This window comes from Saccharothrix deserti, from assembly GCF_009769385.1.
GTDB lineage: Bacteria > Actinomycetota > Actinomycetes > Mycobacteriales > Pseudonocardiaceae > Actinosynnema > Actinosynnema deserti.
The window spans coordinates 188,506-207,743 of sequence record NZ_VKAB01000017.1; the positions used below are offsets into that span (position 1 = coordinate 188,506).

Below are 19,238 nucleotides of genomic sequence, written 5' to 3' on the forward strand. Positions count from 1 at the left end.
AGGGACGATGAAGCGTCGCAGCATCCTCACCGCCGCGGTATGCCTCGCGCTCACCACTACCGCCTGCGGTTCCGCGGGCACCACCGGCGCGTCCGGGGTGGGCCCGATCGGCGTCGACTACCCGCGGGCCGACTCCGACTTCTGGAACTCCTACATCAAGTACACGCCGGAGAAGGCCAAGGCGCTCGGCATCAACCTGATGGCGCCGACCAACTCCCAGAACAAGGTCGAGAACCTGGTCGCCAACGCGCAGAGCCTGCAGAGCCAGGGCGCGAAGGCGATCGTGATGGCGCCGCAGGACACCGGCGCGATCGCGTCCACGCTGGACCGCCTCGGCAAGGCGAAGATCCCGGTGATCACCGTGGACACCCGGCCGGACCGGGGCGGCGCCTACATGGTCGTGCGCGCGGACAACAAGGCGTACGGCGAGAAGGCGTGCAAGTTCCTCGGCGACAAGCTCGGCCGCAAGGGCAAGGTGATCGAGTTCCAGGGCTCGCTGTCCTCGGTGAACGGCCGGGACCGGTCCGAGGCGTTCGCCGCGTGCATGAAGCGGGACTACCCGGACATCACGGTGTTCGAGGAGCCGACGGACTGGGAGGGCACGAAGGCCTCGGCCGCGTTGCAGACCAGGCTGACCCAGCACCCGGACATCAACGGCATCTACATGCAGGCGGGCGGCGTGTTCCTCGCGCCGACGCTGCAGGTGTTGCGGCAGAAGAACATGCTGGTCCCGCCGGAGGACCCGAAGCACGTGTTCATCGTGTCCAACGACGGCATCCCGCAGGAGCTGGAGGCGATCCGCAAGGGCGAGATCGACGCGACCGTGTCCCAGCCCGCCGACCTGTACGCGGAGTGGGCGCTGTTCTACGCGAAGGCCGCCGTGGAGGGCAAGACCTTCCAGCCGGGCAAGACCGATCACGGCAGCGAGATCGTGGACGTCGGCGGCGGCCAGCTCGAGGACCAGCTGCCCGCGCCGCTGATCACCAAGGAGAACGTGGACGACAAGGCCTTCTGGGGCAACCAGATCGGGTCCTGATGTTCGCGGTCGAGGCGACGGGCGTCACGCAGCGGTTCGGCCGCACGGTGGCGTTGGACGACGTGGTCATCCGCGTGCGCGAAGGCGAGACGCACGCGCTGGTCGGCCGCAACGGCGCGGGCAAGTCGACGCTGGTCTCGGTGCTCACCGGGATGCGCGCGCCGGACGCGGGTGAAGTCCGGTTCTTCGGCGAGCCCGCGCCGTCGGTGGCCGACCGGGCGGCGTGGCGGGCGCGGGTGTCGTGCGTCTACCAGAAGTCGACGGTCGTGCCGGACCTGTCGGTGGCGGAGAACCTGTTCCTCAACCGGCAGGGCACGTTCGTCCGCTGGTCACGGCTGCGTCAGCGGGCCGTCGACCTGCTGGAGCAGTACGAGGTGTCGGTGCGGCCGGACACGCGGGTGGCCGACCTGACCGTGGAGCAGCGGCAGCTGGTGGAGATCGCGCGGGCGTTGTCCACGGGCGCGCGGCTGATCATCCTCGACGAGCCGACCGCCCAGCTGGACGGTCCGGCGATCGAGCGGCTGTTCGAGCGGATGCGGTCGTTGCGCGAGGCCGGGGTGGCGTTCCTGTTCATCTCGCACCACCTCCAGGAGGTCTACGAGGTGTGCCAGGCGGTGACGGTGTACCGGGACGCGCGGCACGTCGTCACCGCGCCGGTCGCGGAGATGTCGAAGCCCGCGCTGATCGAGGCCATGACGGGCGAGCCGGGCGGGTTGACCGTGCCCGGCGCGTCCGGGCGCGGTGAGCCAGGGGAGGAGGTGCTTGCCGAAGAGGTGCTTGCCGTGCGCGGGCTGTCCGGGGAGGCGTTCACCGACGTGTCGCTGACCGTGCGCGCGGGCGAGGTGGTCGGGTTCGCGGGCAGTGCGTCCAGCGGCAAGCACCAGCTCGCGGAGACCGTGTACGGGCTGCGCCGGGCGTCGGCCGGGTCGGTGTCGGTGCGGGGCGTGCGGGTGAAGGACGTGCCGAGCGCGCTGCGCGCGGGTATCGGGTGTGTGCCGCGCGACCGGCACCACCAGGGGCTGGTGCTCGACCTGAGCGTCGCGGAGAACGCGCGGCTGAGCGTGCTGGACCGGGTTGTGCGGCGGAAGGCGCTGCACAGCGCGGGCCGGGCCGCGATCGCGTCCTACGACATCAAGGCCGACGGTCCGGCGCAGCCGGTGTCCGACCTGTCCGGCGGCAACCAGCAGAAAGTCGTCATGGCACGGGCGCTGGCCGCCGACCCGTCGGTGCTGGTGCTGATCAACCCCACCGCCGGGGTGGACGTGAAGTCGAAGGAATCGCTGCTCGGCGTGGTCGACGACCGGGCACGGGCGGGCACGGCGGCGGTCGTCGTGTCGGACGAGCTGGACGACCTGCGGGTGTGCGACCGGGTGCTGGTGCTGTTCCACGGTCGGGTGGTGCGGGAATTCGGGCGCGGCTGGTCGGACCAGGAGTTGATCGCCGCCGTGGAAGGGATGAGCCGGTGACCACCGAAGTCGAGCGCCCGGTCAAGGCGGAGCCTGCGACCAGGTCGTTCTCCCTGGGCCGCTACCAGGACCTGGCGCTGGTGCCCGCGATCGTGGTGCTGCTGATCGTCGGCGCGGTCGTCAGCCCGATCTTCCTGTCCGCGGACAACCTGATCGCCGTCGTGCAGCAGCAGAGCGAGCTGTCGCTGCTGGTGCTCGGGCAGGCGCTGATCCTGATCGTCGGCAAGATGGACCTGTCACTGGAGTCGACCATCGGCATCGCGCCCGCGTTGGCGATCGCCCTGGTCATCCCGGCGGCGTCCAACGGGCTCGGGGTCGAACTGGGCGCGTGGACGGCGATCCCGGTGTGCCTGCTGGTCGGCGCGCTGATCGGCGGGTTCAACGGGTTCCTGGTCCTCAAGCTCGGGCTGTCCGGGTTCATGGTGACGCTCGGGATGCTCACCATGCTGCGCGGGCTGCAGGAGGCGCTGACCAAGGGGCAGACGCTGTTCGACGTGCCCGAGTCGTTCCTGTACCTGGGCGCGGCGACGTGGCTGGGGCTGCCGGCGGCGGTGTGGATCTGCGTGCTGCTGTTCGCGGTGGGGATCTTCGCGTTGAGCTACCTGCGGCAGGGGCGCGCCCTGTACGCGGTGGGCGGCAACAAGGAGGCCGCGAGGGCCGCCGGTATCCGGGTCGACCGGGTGGTGTGGGTCGTGCTGATCCTCGGCGGGCTGCTGGCGGCCGTGGCGGGCATCCTGATGACCGGACGGCTGGGCACGGTCGCCGTCACCCAGGGCTCGGGGATGATCTTCAAGGTGTTCGCGGCGGCGGTGATCGGCGGCATCTCGTTGCAGGGCGGGCGGGGCACGTTGTTCGGCGCGTTGTCCGGTGTGCTGATGCTCGGGCTGGTGGAGAACATCCTGCGGCTGCTCAGCGTCAGCGGCTTCTACATCAACGCGTCGTACGGCGCGGTGATCATCGTCGCGCTGGTCGTGACCCGGTTCGCCACGGGGAAGGTGCAGGAGTGATCCCCCTGTCGCGGTTGGGGTTCGGCGGCGGGCCGATCGGAAACCTGTACGCGGAGGTGTCCGATTCGGACGCTTCCGGCGCGCTGGAGGCCGCGTGGGACGTCGGGGTCCGGTACTTCGACACCGCGCCGCACTACGGGCTGGGGTTGTCCGAACGGCGGATCGGTGAGTTCCTCGCGTCACGGCCGCGTGACTCGTTCGTCGTCTCCACGAAGGTCGGTCGGGTGTTGGAGCCGTGGTCCGGCGGCGGGGACGACCTGGCCAACGGGTTCGCGGTGCCCGCTTCCTCCCGGCGGCGGTGGGATTTCAGCGCGGACGGCGTGCGGCGGTCGTTGGAGTCCTCTTTGGAGCGGCTGGGGCTCGACCGGGTCGACGTCGTGTACGTGCACGATCCCGATTCGCATTGGGAGCAGGCCGTTTCGGAGGCGGTGCCCGCGTTGGCGTCGTTGCGGTCCGAGGGGGTCGTCGGGGCGATCGGTGTCGGGATGAACCAGTGGGAGATGCCTCTTCGGTTCGTGCGTGAGACCGATCTGGACGTGGTGCTGCTGGCCGGGCGGTACACCGTGTTGGACCAGTCCGGGGCTTCGCTGTTGGAGTTGTGCTCTTCGCGCGGGGTGTCCGTGGTGGCGGCCGGGGTGTTCAACTCGGGGCTGTTGGCGCGGCCCGAGGTCGGTTCCACGTACGACTACCAGGCCGCGCCCGCCGCGCTGGTGGAACGGGCTCGGCGGATCGCTTCGGTGTGCGCGCGGCACGGCGTGACGTTGCCGCAGGCGGCGGTGCGGTTCCCGTTCCGGCACCCGGCGGTGGTGTCGGTGCTGTTGGGCGTGCGGACGGCGGCCGAGATGCGGGCCAACGCGTCGGCCCTGTCGGCGCCGGTGCCGGACGCGCTGTGGGACGACCTGCGGACGGAGGGGCTGCTGTGATCGTCGAGGGGTTGCTGTGATCGTCGACGCGCACCACCACGTGTGGGACCTGGCCGTGCGGGATCAGGACTGGATCACCGACCCGCCGATGGGCGCGATCCGGCGCTCCTTCTCGCTGTCCGATCTGGCGGCGGCCGTTTCCGACTCGGTGGTGCGGACGGTGCTGGTGCAGACGGTGGCGGTGCCGGAGGAGACGCCGGAGATGTTGGCGTTGGCTTCTTCCGACCCGTTGGTCGGCGCGGTGGTGGGGTGGACGGACCTGACCTCACCGGCGCGCGGTGGCCGCGTTGCCGCAGGCTCTGGCGGCGCACGAGAACGTGACGTGCAAGGTGTCCGGGCTGGTCACCGAGGCCGACTGGCAGCGGTGGACGGTGGCCGACCTGCGGCCGTACTTCGAGGTCGTGCTGGACGCGTTCGGGCCGTCGCGGCTGATGTTCGGGTCGGACTGGCCGGTGTGCCTGCTCGCCGCGTCGTACGCCGAGGTGTGGAGGCGGCGCGGGAGTTGACCTCCTCCCTGGCCGCCGCCGAGCAGGGGGAGGTCTTTTCCGGCACCGCGGCTCGGGTGTACGGTCTGACGCTGTAAGTCTGTAATCCTGTAATTCTGGTCAGCGCCAGGTTGGTGGTTGGAGCGTGCTGGCCGTCCCGCGCATGCGCGGGTACGGACAACCGTGAGGAACAACCACACATGAACGAACAGCTCATCTCCCTTTTCCGCGCGCACATCGAGCCTTCCGCCCCGTTGGACGAGGTCGACGCGGCGGCCGCCCGGATCGCCGCCGCCGTCGGCGGCTCCAGCCCGCACCTCCCGTTGACCGCCCTGGTCGCGGGCGCCTACCAGGTGCTGCTCCGCCGTCTACCCAGGTCGGAGGCTCTGTCGCTGGTGGCGCAGGCGTTCCACGAGCCCATCCGGCCGTACGTGCACGACGGCACCCGTGCCGCGTTGGACGCCTCCGACGACCCGTTCTCGGTGATCACCGGCTACTCGAAGGACCGGGAGGAGAACTACTTCGGCTCGGACTTCTCGTTCACCCGCGTCGAGGACGCCTCTCAGTACCTGGTCGACGTCCACCGCTGCTTCTACGTCCAGGTGTTGGCGGTGGCAGGCGTGCCCGAACTAGGCCCCGTGTTCTGCGAGTTCGACGCCGCGTGGATCAGCGCCATCGACCGTGACCGTCACCACGTGGACTTCCAACGCCCGACCACGATCGCCCACGGCGCCCCCACCTGCCCCTTCCACTTCCGCCGCGCAACCCCAAACTCCCCCTGACCCAGCCCCCAAACACGAGAGTCGAACCTTCAGATCCCGAGAGTCGAACACTCAGGTGCCGAGAGTCGAACGCTCAGAACGCGTGTGTCCTACGTTCAGGACAGGTGTGTCCTACGTTCGGAACGCGTGTGTCCTACGTTCACGGCAGGTGTGTCCTACGTTCAGGACCCCTGAGTTCAACGCTCAGAACACCGGGAGTCGCGTTCTCAGGCACCGTGAGGCGTCCGGTCGGGGATCGTGAGCAGGCTGCCCGGTGCAGTTGTCCACAGGCAGCCTGCGAACGCCGCGGATTGTCGGTCCCTTGTGGCAGGGTTAAAGCAGGGGTCCCCTTGGCGGGGACCCCTGCAGGGCATGGGAAGGCTGGTTGGTCAGGCCAGGTCGGACAGCCACTGCTCGACGCCGGCCACGTGCACCGTGGACCAGGAGCGGGCGAGTTCGGGTTGGTGTGCGGCCAGGGCGTCGACGATGGCGCGGTGTTCGGCGACGGTCCGGTCCACCGCGCCGCCTTGCGTGATGCCGCGCCAGATGCGGACCCGGACGGTCGGGCCGGCGAGGGTGTCCAGGAGCTGCGCGAGGTAGGCGTTGCCCGAACCCTGGGCGATGGCGCGGTGGAATTCCAGGTCGTGCTCGACCAGTTCCTCCACCGACCGGGCGGACTCGGCGGCGTCGCACAGGGCACGCAGCGAGGCGATCTCGTCGGGCCCGACCCGCTGCGCCGCCATCGCCGCGGCCGCCGGTTCGAGGATCCGCCGCACCTGCAGGACCTCCAGCACGGAGTCCTCACCGCGGTGCAGGTCGAGCACGAACGACAGCGCGCCGAGCAGGTCGTCGGCACGCAGGCTGGACACGTACGTGCCGTCACCCTGCCGCACGTCCAGGACCCTGACCAGCGACAACGCCTTGACCGCCTCACGCAGGGAGTTCCGCGACAGCCCCAGTCGCTCGGCGAGGTCCGCCTCGCGCGGCAACCGGTCGCCCGGCTTCAGCTCGCCCGAGACGATCATCTCCTTGACGCGCAGGATGGCGTCGTCGGTAACTGCCACGGCGGTCCTCGACTCGTCAGCTAGACCTCGGATGTCTGGCGCCAAGTATGGGCCACGACGAAGCGCCGCGCGGCGGAACCACCGTGCGGCAAGACATTTACCCGCCTTCACTCTATTCGGTTATCTTATAACCAGACGTGACGGCGTCCGCCACTTGCCGCCATAATGGTCTGGACCATTGAGGAGGGACCTTGGACACGGTTGTCGCAGCTCCGCGAGCACTGCTCGGTCGCACCATCACCGGTCCCGTCAGCCTGAGGTTCAGGGCGGGCCGGATCGTGGACGTCGTCGCGGGCTCACCGCCCGACGGCGCCGAGGTGCTGACCGACGGCCTGCTCACCCCGGGCCTGGTGGACGTGCAGGTGAACGGGGCGGTCGGGGTCGACTTCGCCGAGGTGGACCCCGACGGCATGGCCGCGGTGGCGCGAGCGCTCCCGCGGACGGGGGTGACCCGTTTCCTGCCGACCCTGATCACCGCACCGGTGCCGGTCGCGGTGCGCCAGGCGCACGCCGTCCTGGCCGCGTCGGCGATCCTGCCGCGGCACGCGGGCGCCAAGCCGCTCGGCGTGCACCTGGAAGGGCCGTTCCTGTCGCCGAAACGCGCGGGCGTGCACGATCCCGCGCTGATGGTGGCGCCCGGCCCGGCCGAGATCGACATGCTCCTGCACGACGAGGTGCTGCGCCGCGCCCTGCGCATGGTGACGCTCGCCCCCGAGCAGCCGGGCGGCCTGGACGCCGTCCGCAGGCTGGCCGAGGCGGGCGTGCTGGTGGCCGTCGGTCACAGCGACGCGACGGGCGAGCAGACCAGGGCAGCCGCCGACGCGGGCGCCCGGATGGTGACGCACCTGTTCAACGCCCAACGCCCGCTGGGCCACCGCGAACCGGGCGTGCCCGGTGTGGCGCTCGTGGACGACAGGTTCACGCTGGGCCTGATCGCGGACCTGGCGCACGTCGGCCCGGACGTCTGCCGGCTCGTCTTCAACGCCGCCGGCCACCGGGTGGCGCTGGTCACGGATGCCGTGGCCGCCGCCGGCATGCCGCCCGGCCGCTACCAGCTCGGCGGTGCGGACGTGCTGCTCACCGAGGACGGCGTGCCGCGCTCACCGGAGGGCACGATCGCCGGCAGCGCGCTCACCCTGGACCGGGCCGTGCGCAACATCGTGTCGGTGGGCGTGGACCTGGCGGACGCGCTGGCGTCGGCGACCATCGTCCCGGCCGACGCGATCGGCGAGCCCACGCTGGGCCGCCTGGAGCCCGGTGCCGTGGCCGACCTGGTCTGGTGGGATGACGACCTCCGGCCGCGCAAGGTGTGGGTCGACGGCGAGGTCGTGTTCGACAACACGGCGGCGCACGAGAACGCGCCGGTCGGCGTGGCCGCGGCCGGTCAGTAGTCGCGGAAAAGCGAGAGGCCCGAGGGTGATCCCTCGGGCCTCTCGCATGTGCGCTTGCCTAGTCCTGAGTGTTGAACTCAGGGGTCCTGAACGTTCGACTCTCGCGTTCTGAACGTAGGACACACGCGTTCTGGAGGTAGGACACACGCGTTCTGGAGGTAGGACACACGCGTTCTGGAGGTAGGACACACGCGTTCTGGAGGTAGGACACACGCGTGTGGTTAGCGGGTTCGGGTGACTTTGTTCAGGCCGCGGGGGCTGTCGGGGTCGCCGCCGCGGGCCAGGGCCAGGCCGTGGGCCAGGCGCTGGATCGGGAGGATTTCCAGGATCGGGGCGACTTCCTCGGCGGTCTCGGCCACCGGGATGCGCAGCGCCGCGGAGACCTTGTCGGAGGCCGAACCCACGGCGAGGACGTCGGCGCCGCGGCCGTGCACCGCGTCCAGCACGTCGTGCAGAGCGTCACCGCCCTTGCCGGAACTCGTCACGGCGAGGACAGCCGTCTCCGCGTCCACCGCCGCCACCGGCCCGTGCAGCAGGTCCGCACCGCTGTACGCCCGCGCCGCCAGGTACGACGTCTCGGCCAGCTTCAACGCCGACTCCAACGCCGTCGGCAGCGAGTACCCGCGCCCGGTCGTCAGCACCCGGTCCACGAACCGGTACCGCTGCACCGCCTCGGCCACCGCGTCCGCCGACAGGTCCAGCGTCGACTGCGCCAGGTCACCCAGGGACACAGCCGCCGTACCGTCACCGCCCCGAATGGCGTCCACCAGCAGGTACAACGCCAGCAACGTCGCCGAGTACGTCTTGGTCGCCGCCACCGCCTGCTCCACGCCCGCGCCGACGTCCACCGACAGCTCGGCGGCCCCGTTCAACGGCGACGACGCCGTGTTCGTCACCGCCACCGTCAACGCCCCGCGCGCCCGTGCCGACTCCGTCACCTCCAGCAGGTCTGGCGACCCGCCCGACTGCGACACCGACACCACGAGCACGTCACGCAGGTCCGGCTGAGCCCCGTACAGCGTGGTCGTGGACGGCGACACCAGCCCGGCCGGCAACTCCAGCAGCACCTCGGTCAGGTATTTCGCGTACAAAGCGGCGTGGTCGCTGGACCCGCGCGCCGCCAACAGCACGAAACGCGGCCGGCGCGCGGCGATCGCCGAAGCGACCGACGCGATCTCGGCCCGCCGCGCGAGGAGGTCGGCGAAGATCCCGGGCTGCTGGCCGATCTCGGCCGCCATGTGCCTGCCGGGCTGGTGGTCGGTCATCGCAATCCCCTACTCAGATGCTTGCGGCGATGCGCTCTGCCGCGGCTCGCAGGCACACCCGTGAACCGCCGTGGGTGTCGACGCGGGCGGCGGTGCCCAGGTCCGGTCCGGGCACGCCCGTCTCGACGTGAACTAGGTCTAGACCAATACTAACCAGCGACGCCACCAGCTCGCGAGTCCAAGCATGGCGGTGTGCCTCACGTGTCACCACCACGACAGTGCGTCCGGAAGCCGACGAAGCGATGTCGGAAGCCGACCTGGAAGACACCACCGAGGTGCCCGGCAACAGCTCCACCAGATAAGGCCCGAGCCCCCACGGCACGTCACCGACCGCGATCGACGGTTCCACCGCCAGATCCACCACCACCGGCGGCCCCGACAGCCGCAGCGACCCGCGCACCTCCAACGCCTCACGGGCCGCACGCAGCCCCAACGCGGGATCGTGCCCGTCCACCGAAGACGGAGGCGTGCCCAAAGCCGCCGTCCGCCGAGCCGCCTCCTCCAACCGCGCCAACGGCAGCTCACCGGACTCCACGGCCGCCACGATGCTGTCGACCAGCCACTGCAACCCGTCGTCGTCCAACGGCTCGCCACCCAGGCACAACGCGTCCACACCGGCCACCAACGCCCGCACGGACCCCTGCGCGAGGTCGCCGCCGACGGCCTTCATGTCCAGCCCGTCGGTGATCACCGCCCCGGTGAACCGCAGCTCCTCACGCAGCACCCGGAGAGCGAGCGGGTTCAAAGTGGCCGGCGCGGAACCCCACTCCGGCACCACGAGATGCCCGGTCATGATCGACCGCACCCCCGCCCGCACCGCCGCCCGGAACGGCACGAACTCCACCGCCTCCAGCTCCGCCACCGACCGCGGCAACACCGGCAGCGCCGCGTGCGAGTCCACAGTGGATGCACCGTGGCCGGGGAAGTGCTTGGCGCACGCCGCCACCCCGACCGCCTGCATCCCCTCCACGAACGCCGCCACGTGCGCGCCCGCCGCCACCGGGTCCGACCCGAAGGACCGCACCCCGATCACCGGGTCGTCCAACGTCAGCACCAGGTCCGCCGACGGCGCCAGGTTCAGGCTCACCCCGCACGCCGCCAACCGCGACCCGATCGACGCCGCCACCGCCCGCGTCAACCCCAGGTCGTCCGCCGCGCCCAACGCGTGGTTGCCCGGCACCTCCGACCCGTGACCGGCGTCGAGCCGGGTGACGTCGCCACCCTCCTCGTCGATCCCGATCACCACGTCAGCCCGCACACCCCGCAGCTGTGTGTTCAGGGCTTTGACCTGCGCGTCTTCGGCCTGATCGTCGGCTCCGCCGACGGGTACGACGTTGCGCCCGAACAGCACCACGCCGGCGAGCCCGTCGGCCACCCGCTTCAACAGCCAGTCCGGCGCCGAGGTCCCGTGGAACCCCGGCAGCAGGACACCCGACGCGAGCCGGTGCAACGACATGCGGCCCTACCCCTTCACCGCACCGGCGGTGACACCGGTGACCATCTTGCGCTGCACGATCAGGAAGAACACCAGCACCGGCAGGGTGAACAGCGCCGAAGCGGCCATCGCGCCACCCCAGTCGGTGCCGAAGTTGGTCTGGAACCCCGACAGCCACACCGGCAGGGTCTCCTTGGCCTGGTCCTTCATCAGCGACAACGCGAACAGGAACTCGTTCCACGCGGTCACGAACGCGAACACCGACGTGGCCACCAGACCGGGGCCGAGCAGCGGCAGCGTGACCCGCCGGAACGCGCCCCACCGCCCGCAGCCGTCCACCATCGCCGCCTCCTCCAGCTCCAGCGGGATGCCGTTGACGAACCCGCGCAGCGTCCACGCGCAGAACGGCAGCGTCACCGCGAAGTAGATCAGCGCCAACGCGGGCAGCCGGTCCAGCAGGTCCAGGTCGCGCATCATCAGGAACATCGGGATCAGCAGCGCCTCGAACGGCGCCATCTGCGCCACCAGCATCAGCATCACGAAGCCCTTGCGGCCCTTGAACCGCATCCGGGACAACGCCACCGCCGCCAGCAGACCCACCACGATCGCGCCGAGCACCGCGCCCAACGACACCAGCAGGCTGTTGCCCAGCGCGTTGAGGAACCCCGGCTTCGTCCACGCGGTCACGAGGTTCGCGTCCGTCACCGAGAACGGCACCAGGTCGTAACCGCTGGTCAGCATCTCGCCACGCGGCTTCAACGCGGTCGCGACCATCCAATAGGTCGGGAACGCGAAGAACAGCGCCACGACCAGCGCGACCACGTTCGCGGAAATCTTCTTCGCGATCACAGCGAGCCCTCCTGAGAACGGACCAGCCTGCGCAGGTACTGGAACGTCAGCAGCGCCAACAGCGCCACCATCACCACGGACACCGCCGCCGCCACCCCGAAGTGGCTCTTCGAGATGCCCTCCAGGTACTGGTAGACGGCCAACGTGGTGCTGCCGCCGTCCGGGCCGCCCTTCTTCATCGCCCAGATCTGGGCGAACACCTTGAAGTCCCACAGCAGCGACAGGAACGTCACCATCAGCAGCAACGGCCGCAGCTCCGGCCACGTCACCGCGCGGAACGTCTGCCACGCCGACGCGCCGTCGATGCCCGCCGCCTCGTACTGGTCCTTGGGGATGCCGATCGCGCCCGCGTACAGCGAGAACGCCAGGAACGGGATCGCCTGCCACACGATCAGCAGCCCGATCACGGTCAGCGTCGACGTGCCGGTGGAGAACCACGAGTACCCGGCGAACGAGTCGAACCCGACCTTCACCAGGGTCTTGTTGAGGATGCCGTACTGCTGGTCGAAGATCCACTGGTAGACCGTGGTGGCCGCCAGCAGCGGCATCGCCCACGCCAGCAGCATCGCGACCTGGAGCACGATCCGCACGAACGGGCTGATCTGCCGCATCAGCAGCGCGATCAGCAGACCCGCGAGCACCGACACGGCCACCACGAGCGCGGTGAACACCACCGTGCGCACCGTGATGCCCCAGAACGCCGGGTCGCCCAGGATCTCGACGTAGTTGTCCAGACCGGTCCACACGACCTCGCCGCGGGTCAGCTCGCGCAGGTTCAGCTTGCGGAAGCTGGTCACCACGACGGAGAGGACGGGCCAACCGATCAGCCAGAGGATGGCCACCACGGCGGGGGCCAGCAGCAGGTAGGGCAGCGCCCGGTCGAAGGCGCCGCCCCGACGACGCGGCGCGCCGTCCGGTGCGGCACGCCGCGGCGCCGACGTGGAGGTCGTCGGCACCGCGGCGTCGGTCGTGTGCACGGCCGTCATGCGATCGTCATCCGCCCAGGGTCTTCGACAGGGAGGAGTTGGCGTCGCCCGTCGCCTGGTCCAGCGACTTCGCGCCGGTCAGGTACGCGGTCAGCATGTCCTTCAGCGGGTTCTGGCCCGCCTCGACCGCGGCCCACGACGGCGTGGTCGGGGTGACCTTGCCGTTCGGGGCGGACTCCGCCAGCGCCTTGCCCAGCGGGGTGGTCGCCAGCTTCGCGGTGTCGGTCGACGTGCCCGGCACGGCGCCGCCCTCGGCCAGCATGTCCTGGTACTTCTTCGAGCTGAGCAGCTTCAGGTACTCCTTGGCGAGGTCGGCGTTCTTGCTGCCGGCCGGGATGGCCAGGTTCGAGCCGCCGAGGAACACCGGGGCGGTCTTGCCCGCGGTCTTCGACGGGATCGGGAACGCCGAGGTGGTGTCCTTCAGCGCCGGGTTGGCCTTGACGGCGCCGCCCAGCTCCCACGGCAGGCCGATCATCATGCCGACCTTGCCCGTGCCGAAGACCTCCATCTGCTGCGGCGTGGCCTCGTCGGTGTCCTTCGGGGCCTTGGTGCCGGAGGCGTCGACCAGCTTCTTGTAGAACTCCAGGCCGGCCTTGGCCTGCGGGGTGTCCAGCGCGCCGGTGAAGGCGGAGCCCTGCGACTCGGCCACGTCGCCGCCCTCGTCCCAGATGAACGACAGCAGCACGTACCAGGACTGGCCCGGCAGGTACAGGGGCTGGAACTCGGGGTCGGCCGCGTTCGCGGTCTTCAGCTTCTCGATCGCGGCCAGCCACTCGTCACGCGACTTCGGCGGGCTCGCGATGCCCGCGGCCTGGAACAGGTCGGTCCGGTAGATGACGGTGCGGTTGGCGGCGTAGAACGGCAGGCCGTACTCCTTGCCGTCCCAGGTCAGCGAGTCCTTCAGGCCGCCGAGCCACTGGTCGCCGTTGAGGCCGGAGACGTCGGCGCTGAGGTCGAGCAGCGTCTCCTCGGACGCGAACTTCGCCGTCTGGGTGTTGCCCAGCTCGATGACGTCCGGCGGGTTGTTGCTGGTCAGAGCGGTGGTCAGCTTCTCCTGGATGCCGTTCCACTTCTGGACCTCGTACTTGACGGTGACGCCGGGGTGCGAGTCCTGGAACTCCTTGTTCAGCGCGTCGGTCAGGGTGGTCGGCGCGGAGCCGTCCATCAACCAGACCGTGAGCGTCTTGGGGTCTCCGGAGTTGCCGCTGCCGCCGTCCGAGCTCGTGCCACATCCGGCCACGGCCACCGCGAGTGCGGCGGCACCTACGGCCAGTCCTCTCCAGCCCTTCACGTGTGCGCCCTTTCCCAATGCCCCGATCCCGCGACCGGAACGCCCAAAGTGGTGTAGACCAATGCGGCCTAGAGTGTGCCTCGCCACTAGGCATGTCAAGGCCGTTGCTGGACCGTTGCAAAGTCATCGGATCAATTTCTCGGCCCTTGTCGGGGGTTCGGGCGCACGATCGGACGGGGACAAGGCATCCTGTGTCTGGGAGCGCCGGCAAGGTCGAGGAGGAAGGCATGCTCGAAACGAGCCCTGCAACTGGCGTGGACGCCAGGACTCGCGCGCAGCGCGAGCCGAAGTACTGGGGACTCAAGCGGCATCTGCTCGACCTCCTGCGCGCGTTGCCGCCAGGGTCGCCGATTCCGACGGAGCGGTCGCTGGCGGCCGAGTTCGACGTGTCGCGGACCACGGTTCGGCAAGCGCTTGCCGAGCTGACGGTCGAGGGCCGGTTGCTGCGCGTGCAGGGCAAGGGCACGTTCGCCGCGGAACCCAAGGTGGCGCAACGGCTTCAGCTGTCCTCGTACACAGAGGACATGAAGGCCCAGGGTCGGCAGCCGTCGTCGCGGTTGATCGAGGCGTCGGAGATGCCCGCGGAGGCCGAGCTGGCCAGGCTGCTGGGCGTGCGGGCGGGCGCGAAGGTGCTCCGACTGCACCGGCTGCGGCTGGCCGACGGCGAGCCGATGGCGATCGAGACCACGCACCTGGCGCTGGGCCGGTTCCGCGGTCTGCGCCGGTACCTCGCGCCGGGGGCGTCGCTCTACCAGGTGCTGCGGGAGCGGTTCGGCGTCGAGATGGGACACGCCGAGGAGACCATCGAGACGGCGCTCGCGTCACCGGAGGAAGCCGAGCTGCTGGGTGCGGACATCGGGTTGCCGATGCTGCTGCTGTCGAGGCACTCGTTCGACACGGAGGGCAACCCGGTCGAGTGGGTGCGCTCGGTGTACCGGGGCGACCGCTACAAGTTCGTGGCCACCCTGAACCGGCCCGCCGACTGACGCGAACCGCCCGCACCACCGCCCCGCCCGCCACGCTTCGCAGGGGTCCCCGCCCAGGGGACCCCTGCTTTGATCTTGCCGGCCGGCACCGACGGTTTTCGAGCGTCTCGCCACACCCTGTGGACAACTCCGGGCGCAGAATGTCCCGGTGACGGAGACAGTGGTGTGGGGGACCGGGCGCGCCAAAGCCGTCCTCGCGACGACCATCCTCGGTTCCGGCATGGCGATGCTCGACAGCACGATCGTCAACGTCGCCCTGCCGCGGATCGGCACCGAACTCGAAGCGTCCGTCGCGGGTCTGCAGTGGATCCTCGACGGCTACCTGCTGGCCCTCGCCTCGCTGATCCTGATCGCGGGCTCGTTGGGCGACCGCTACGGCCGCCGCCGGGTCTTCACCTTCGGCGTCATCTGGTTCGGCGCGGCGTCACTGCTGTGCGGGCTGGCGCCGACCACCGAACTGCTGGTCGCCGCACGCGTCCTGCAAGGCGTCGGCGGCGCGCTGCTCACCCCCGGCTCGCTGGCCATCCTCCAGTCGGTGTTCGTCAAGACCGACCGCGGCCGGGCCATCGGCGCCTGGTCCGGTCTGTCCGGTGTGGCCACGGCGGTCGGGCCGCTGCTCGGCGGCCTGCTGGTGCAGGCCTGGTCGTGGCGCCTGGCGTTCCTGATCAACCTGCCGGTCGCGGTGGTGTGCGTGTGGCTGGCCCGGCGCCACGTGCCCGAGTCCCGCGACGAGGCGCTCACCGGCCACCCCAACATCACCGAGTCGGTCGTCGGAGCACTGGGCCTGGCGGGCATCACCGGCGCGCTCGTCGAGGCGCCGGGCCGGGGCGCCGACCCGCTGGTCGTGACGGCGGCCGTGGTCGGCGTGGTCGGCCTGGTCGTGTTCGTCGTCATGCAACGCCGCGGCCGCGACCCGCTCGTGCCGCCACAGCTGTTCACCAACCGGACGTTCGTCCTGGCCAACGCCCTGACGTTCCTCGTCTACGCGGCCCTGGGCGGGGTGATGGTGCTCATGGTGCTGCAACTGCAGGTGTCGCTGCTCTACTCGCCGACGGCCGCCGGCCTGGCCAGCCTGCCCATCACGATCATCATGCTGGTGCTGTCCGCGCGCTCCGGGAACATCGCCCAGCGGATCGGGCCCCGCGCCCAACTCGTCGGAGGACCGGTCCTGATCGGGGTCGGCATGCTGATGCTGCGCTGGGTCGAGCCGGGCGCCGGCTACTGGACCGGCGTCCTGCCCGGCCTCCTCGTGTTCGGCTTCGGCCTGGCGGCGGTGGTGGCGCCGGTGACGGCGACCGTGCTGGCCGCCGCCCCCGACCGGTACGCGGGGGTCGCCTCGGGGGTGAACAACGCGGTCGCCCGCACCGGCAGCCTGGTCGCGGTGGCCGTGCTGCCCGCCGTGGCGGGCCTGACCGGCGCCCAGTACGCCGACCCGATCGCCCTCACCGCGGGCTGGCGGACGGCGCTGCTGGTGTGCGCGGTGGCGTCGATCGCCGGCGGCCTGCTGGCCATCGGCACCGACAACCGCGTCCTCCAGACCACCCCCGCCGCACCCGAGCGCCACAGCTGCGGCGTCGACGCCCCACCCGCGCACGCGCTCGCCGAGAACGAGCCACGCTGAGAAGACGAGTCACGCCGAGAGGTACCGGGCGAACACCTCCGGGTCGACGTTCCCGCCGGACAGCACGGCGACCGTCCGCTCCGACGGCCGCGCGAGGTAGGCGGCGACGGTGACCGCGCCGCTGGGCTCCACCACCAGCCGCGCCTGCCGGGCGAGCCGGCCGACCGCCGCGCCGATCTCCTCCTCGGACACGGTCACGATGTCGTCCACGTACGCCCGCATGTGCTCGAACGTCAGCTCGGACGGCTCGGCCCGCAGCCCGTCCGCGACGGTCCGGGCCCGGTCCTCGGCCGGCCACCGGATCAGCGTCCCGGCCCGCAGCGACTCGGCCGCGTCGCCCGCCAGCTCCGGCTCCACCCCGACCACCCTGGTCGACGGGCTGAGCGCCTTCACCGCCGTCGCCACCCCGGAGATCAGCCCGCCGCCGCTGACCGGCACCAGCACCGTCGCCACGTCCGGCAGGTCGGCCACCACCTCCAGCCCGATGGTGCCCTGACCGGCGATGACGTCGGGGTGGTCGAACGGCGGGATCAGCGTCGCGCCCCGCTCCACCACCAGCTCGGCGGCCCGCGTCTCGCGCGACGCCATCGGCACCTGGATCACCTCGGCGCCGTGCGACCGGGTCGCGACCACCTTGACCCGCGGCGTCGTGTCCGGCACCACGATCACCGCGGGCACACCGAACAGCTTCGCCGCGTACGCGACGGCCTGCGCGTGGTTGCCGCTGGAGTAGGCGACGACGCCGCGCGCCCGCACGTCCTCGGGCAGCCGCGCCAACGCGTTGTAGGCGCCGCGGATCTTGAACGCGCCGACCGGCTGCAAGCTCTCCGGCTTGAGCCACAGCCCGTCGTCGAACCGCAGCAGCGGTGTGCGGACCGCCGCGTTTCCGATGCTTTCCGTCGCGGCCCGGATGTCGGAGATCGTCACGAGTCCCATGCCGACGATCCTCACCCCGGCGGCGGCTCGACGACTACACGGGCGGCAACCGGAATTCCTCCGGCTTCACTCAGCCGGGGCAAGAGGATTCACACGTATGGGGACGTTTAGCGGCGAAACGCTCACTTCTGGTAAATCCGCCCGAATCGGTGATCGACTCACTACCTTGAGTGAGAGTTAACAGTCAAACGCTACACAGCGCAGTCATATAGGCGTGTGCTGTGACACACTTCGCCCTCAGATGGCCTGAACCGTAATAGGTAACAGGGTCATAACGTCGCTCGAACGGGCGAGTACTGGTCAGTAGAGACCGGGGAGGAGGGCCATGCGCGAGCCGCGAGCCCTGTCCTTGCCGTGTGTGACGCCGTGCGCGACCACTGACCCGGAGACCCGAGCGACGACCTGGGCGAGAAGTAAAGGGGTGGGGCGACCCCTGCCGCCGCCCCACCGCCCGTCCCCCTAGAGCCCCCGAGAGCGGTCCCTGCAACCAGGCTCTCGGGTTCCCTGCACCCGAAGATGAGGGAGACGCCTAATGAACCGCACGAGTGCGGCTCGCCTTGCCACGGCCGTCCTGCTGGCCACCGGCACGGCTACAGCTCTCAGCGTACCGGCCATCGCGGACACCGCCGCGCCCTATGCGGCAAGCCCGGCCGATACGGAGAGCTACCCGACCGAGTTGCTCCAAGCGGTGCAACGCGACCTGGGCCTGAACGCCGAGCAGATCACCGCCCGTTTGGCGAGTGACGCCCGGTCGGGTGAGGTCGAGTCCGCGGCGAAGTCGGCGGTCGGCGGCGCCTACGCGGGCTCGTGGATCAACGCGTCGACCGGCAAGCTGGTCGTCGCGGTGACCGACCCGGCGAAGGCGGACGCGGCCCGTGCCGCGGGCGCCGACGCCAAGTACGTCGCCTTCTCCCACCAGCAGCTGACCGGCGCGAAGTCGGCGCTGGACGGCATGTCGGCGCCGAAGTCGATCACCGGCTGGCGGGTCGACGACCAGACCAACTCGGTCGTGGTCGAGGTCAACCGCTTCCAGCGCGACGCGGCGGCGGAGTCGTTCCTGGCCGCGGCCAAGTCGGTCAGCCCGGCGGTCCGGGTGGTCGAGGTCGACGAGACCCCGACGACCCTGTACGACACCAGGGGCGGTGACGCCTACTACATCGGCAGCGGCCGGTGCTCGGTTGGCTTCGCGGTCTCCGGCGGCTTCGTGACCGCGGGCCACTGCGGTCGCACGGGCAACGCGACGACCGGCTACAACCGCGTCTCGCAGGGCACGTTCGCCGGCTCGTCCTTCCCGGGCAACGACTACGCCTGGGTGCGGACGAACTCCAGCTGGACCTCGCGCCCGTGGGTCAACCGCTACAACGGCTCCAACGTCACCGTGACCGGCTCCACGTCGGCGGCGGTCGGCGCGGCGATCTGCCGTTCCGGCTCGACCACCGGCTGGCGCTGCGGCACCGTCCAGGCCAAGAACCAGACGGTGAACTACGCGCAGGGCTCGGTCGGCGGCCTGACCCGCACCAACGCCTGCGCCGAGCCCGGTGACTCGGGCGGTTCGTGGGTGGCGGGCTCCGGCTACAGCCAGGCCCAGGGCGTGACCTCCGGTGGTTCGGGCAACTGCTCGTCCGGCGGCACGACGTTCTTCCAGCCGGTCGGCGAGATCCTCAGCGCCTACGGGTTGAGCCTGACCCGCGGCTGATCGCGGCTCCAGGCGCGCGGTCGTTCCCCCTGCGGACCGC

17 protein-coding genes are annotated in these 19,238 nt (G+C 70.6%); 10 read left to right on the forward strand and 7 right to left on the reverse strand.

What is annotated here, in order from left to right:
- Positions 1 to 7 precede the first annotated feature (7 nt).
- From FM051_RS27590 to FM051_RS27615, 6 genes are all read left to right on the forward strand, one after another.
- Positions 8 to 1,036 (forward strand): sugar ABC transporter substrate-binding protein, encoded by a 1,029-nt coding sequence (locus tag FM051_RS27590; protein ID WP_158848302.1) that lies wholly within the window; start codon positions 8 to 10, stop codon positions 1,034 to 1,036.
- Positions 1,036 to 2,502: a sugar ABC transporter ATP-binding protein gene (locus FM051_RS27595; RefSeq protein WP_158848304.1), complete on the forward strand. Its 1,467-nt coding sequence runs from the start codon at positions 1,036 to 1,038 to the stop codon at positions 2,500 to 2,502. Before FM051_RS27590 ends, FM051_RS27595 begins: the two co-directional genes overlap by 1 nt.
- The gene (locus FM051_RS27600; RefSeq protein WP_158848306.1) at positions 2,499 to 3,509 is read left to right on the forward strand and encodes an ABC transporter permease; all 1,011 of its coding nucleotides are present in this window, start codon (positions 2,499 to 2,501) and stop codon (positions 3,507 to 3,509) included. The genes FM051_RS27595 and FM051_RS27600 overlap by 4 nt, the downstream gene beginning before the upstream one ends.
- A complete protein-coding gene (locus FM051_RS27605) occupies positions 3,506 to 4,432 on the forward strand; it encodes an aldo/keto reductase (RefSeq protein ID WP_158848308.1) in 927 nt (308 codons plus the stop codon). The genes FM051_RS27600 and FM051_RS27605 overlap by 4 nt, the downstream gene beginning before the upstream one ends.
- A 278-nt stretch (positions 4,433 to 4,710) precedes the next feature.
- A complete protein-coding gene (locus tag FM051_RS53750) occupies positions 4,711 to 4,938 on the forward strand; it encodes an amidohydrolase family protein (protein ID WP_338019500.1) in 228 nt (75 codons plus the stop codon).
- 179 nt (positions 4,939 to 5,117) lie between these two features.
- Positions 5,118 to 5,699, forward strand: coding sequence for an L-2-amino-thiazoline-4-carboxylic acid hydrolase (locus FM051_RS27615; RefSeq protein WP_158848310.1), 582 nt, complete (start codon positions 5,118 to 5,120; stop codon positions 5,697 to 5,699).
- A 368-nt stretch (positions 5,700 to 6,067) separates the two neighbouring features.
- Here the strand turns inward: FM051_RS27615 and FM051_RS27620 are convergent, their stop codons facing one another.
- The gene (locus FM051_RS27620; protein ID WP_158848312.1) at positions 6,068 to 6,742 is read right to left on the reverse strand and encodes a FadR/GntR family transcriptional regulator; all 675 of its coding nucleotides are present in this window, start codon (positions 6,740 to 6,742) and stop codon (positions 6,068 to 6,070) included.
- Positions 6,743 to 6,933: 191 nt separating this feature from the next.
- Here FM051_RS27620 and nagA point away from each other — a divergent pair, with 191 nt between their 5' ends.
- Positions 6,934 to 8,133: an N-acetylglucosamine-6-phosphate deacetylase gene (gene nagA, locus FM051_RS27625; RefSeq protein WP_158848314.1), complete on the forward strand. Its 1,200-nt coding sequence runs from the start codon at positions 6,934 to 6,936 to the stop codon at positions 8,131 to 8,133.
- Between the two features lie 221 nt (positions 8,134 to 8,354).
- Here the strand turns inward: nagA and FM051_RS27630 are convergent, their stop codons facing one another.
- Genes FM051_RS27630 through FM051_RS27650 form a run of 5 tightly spaced genes read right to left on the reverse strand, consistent with a single transcriptional unit; the run spans position 8,355 to position 13,959 of the window.
- Positions 8,355 to 9,398 carry an SIS domain-containing protein gene (locus tag FM051_RS27630; protein ID WP_158848316.1) on the reverse strand — a complete coding sequence of 348 codons (1,044 nt, stop codon included), beginning with the start codon at positions 9,396 to 9,398 and terminating at the stop codon, positions 8,355 to 8,357.
- A gap of 13 nt (positions 9,399 to 9,411) precedes the next feature.
- Positions 9,412 to 10,854: a glycoside hydrolase family 3 protein gene (locus FM051_RS27635; protein ID WP_158848318.1), complete on the reverse strand. Its 1,443-nt coding sequence runs from the start codon at positions 10,852 to 10,854 to the stop codon at positions 9,412 to 9,414.
- Positions 10,855 to 10,860: 6 nt separating this feature from the next.
- Positions 10,861 to 11,682 (reverse strand): carbohydrate ABC transporter permease, encoded by an 822-nt coding sequence (locus tag FM051_RS27640; protein WP_158848320.1) that lies wholly within the window; start codon positions 11,680 to 11,682, stop codon positions 10,861 to 10,863.
- Positions 11,679 to 12,668, reverse strand: coding sequence for a carbohydrate ABC transporter permease (locus tag FM051_RS27645; protein ID WP_158848322.1), 990 nt, complete (start codon positions 12,666 to 12,668; stop codon positions 11,679 to 11,681). The genes FM051_RS27640 and FM051_RS27645 overlap by 4 nt, the downstream gene beginning before the upstream one ends.
- A 7-nt stretch (positions 12,669 to 12,675) precedes the next feature.
- Entirely contained in the window at positions 12,676 to 13,959 is a 1,284-nt protein-coding gene (locus tag FM051_RS27650; RefSeq protein ID WP_158848324.1) for a sugar ABC transporter substrate-binding protein, read from the reverse strand.
- 227 nt (positions 13,960 to 14,186) lie between these two features.
- Here FM051_RS27650 and FM051_RS27655 point away from each other — a divergent pair, with 227 nt between their 5' ends.
- Together FM051_RS27655 and FM051_RS27660 are read left to right on the forward strand one after the other, a co-directional pair.
- Entirely contained in the window at positions 14,187 to 14,945 is a 759-nt protein-coding gene (locus tag FM051_RS27655) for a GntR family transcriptional regulator (protein ID WP_073887006.1), read from the forward strand.
- A 148-nt stretch (positions 14,946 to 15,093) separates the two neighbouring features.
- Positions 15,094 to 16,566: an MFS transporter gene (locus FM051_RS27660; protein WP_158848326.1), complete on the forward strand. Its 1,473-nt coding sequence runs from the start codon at positions 15,094 to 15,096 to the stop codon at positions 16,564 to 16,566.
- A 9-nt stretch (positions 16,567 to 16,575) separates the two neighbouring features.
- Here FM051_RS27660 and FM051_RS27665 read toward each other — a convergent pair whose 3' ends face one another.
- Positions 16,576 to 17,502 (reverse strand): threonine ammonia-lyase, encoded by a 927-nt coding sequence (locus tag FM051_RS27665; RefSeq protein ID WP_158848328.1) that lies wholly within the window; start codon positions 17,500 to 17,502, stop codon positions 16,576 to 16,578.
- A gap of 532 nt (positions 17,503 to 18,034) precedes the next feature.
- Between FM051_RS27665 and FM051_RS27670 the strand changes: the two genes are divergently transcribed.
- Positions 18,035 to 19,198 carry a S1 family peptidase gene (locus FM051_RS27670; protein WP_158848330.1) on the forward strand — a complete coding sequence of 388 codons (1,164 nt, stop codon included), beginning with the start codon at positions 18,035 to 18,037 and terminating at the stop codon, positions 19,196 to 19,198.
- Positions 19,199 to 19,238: the final 40 nt, after the last annotated feature.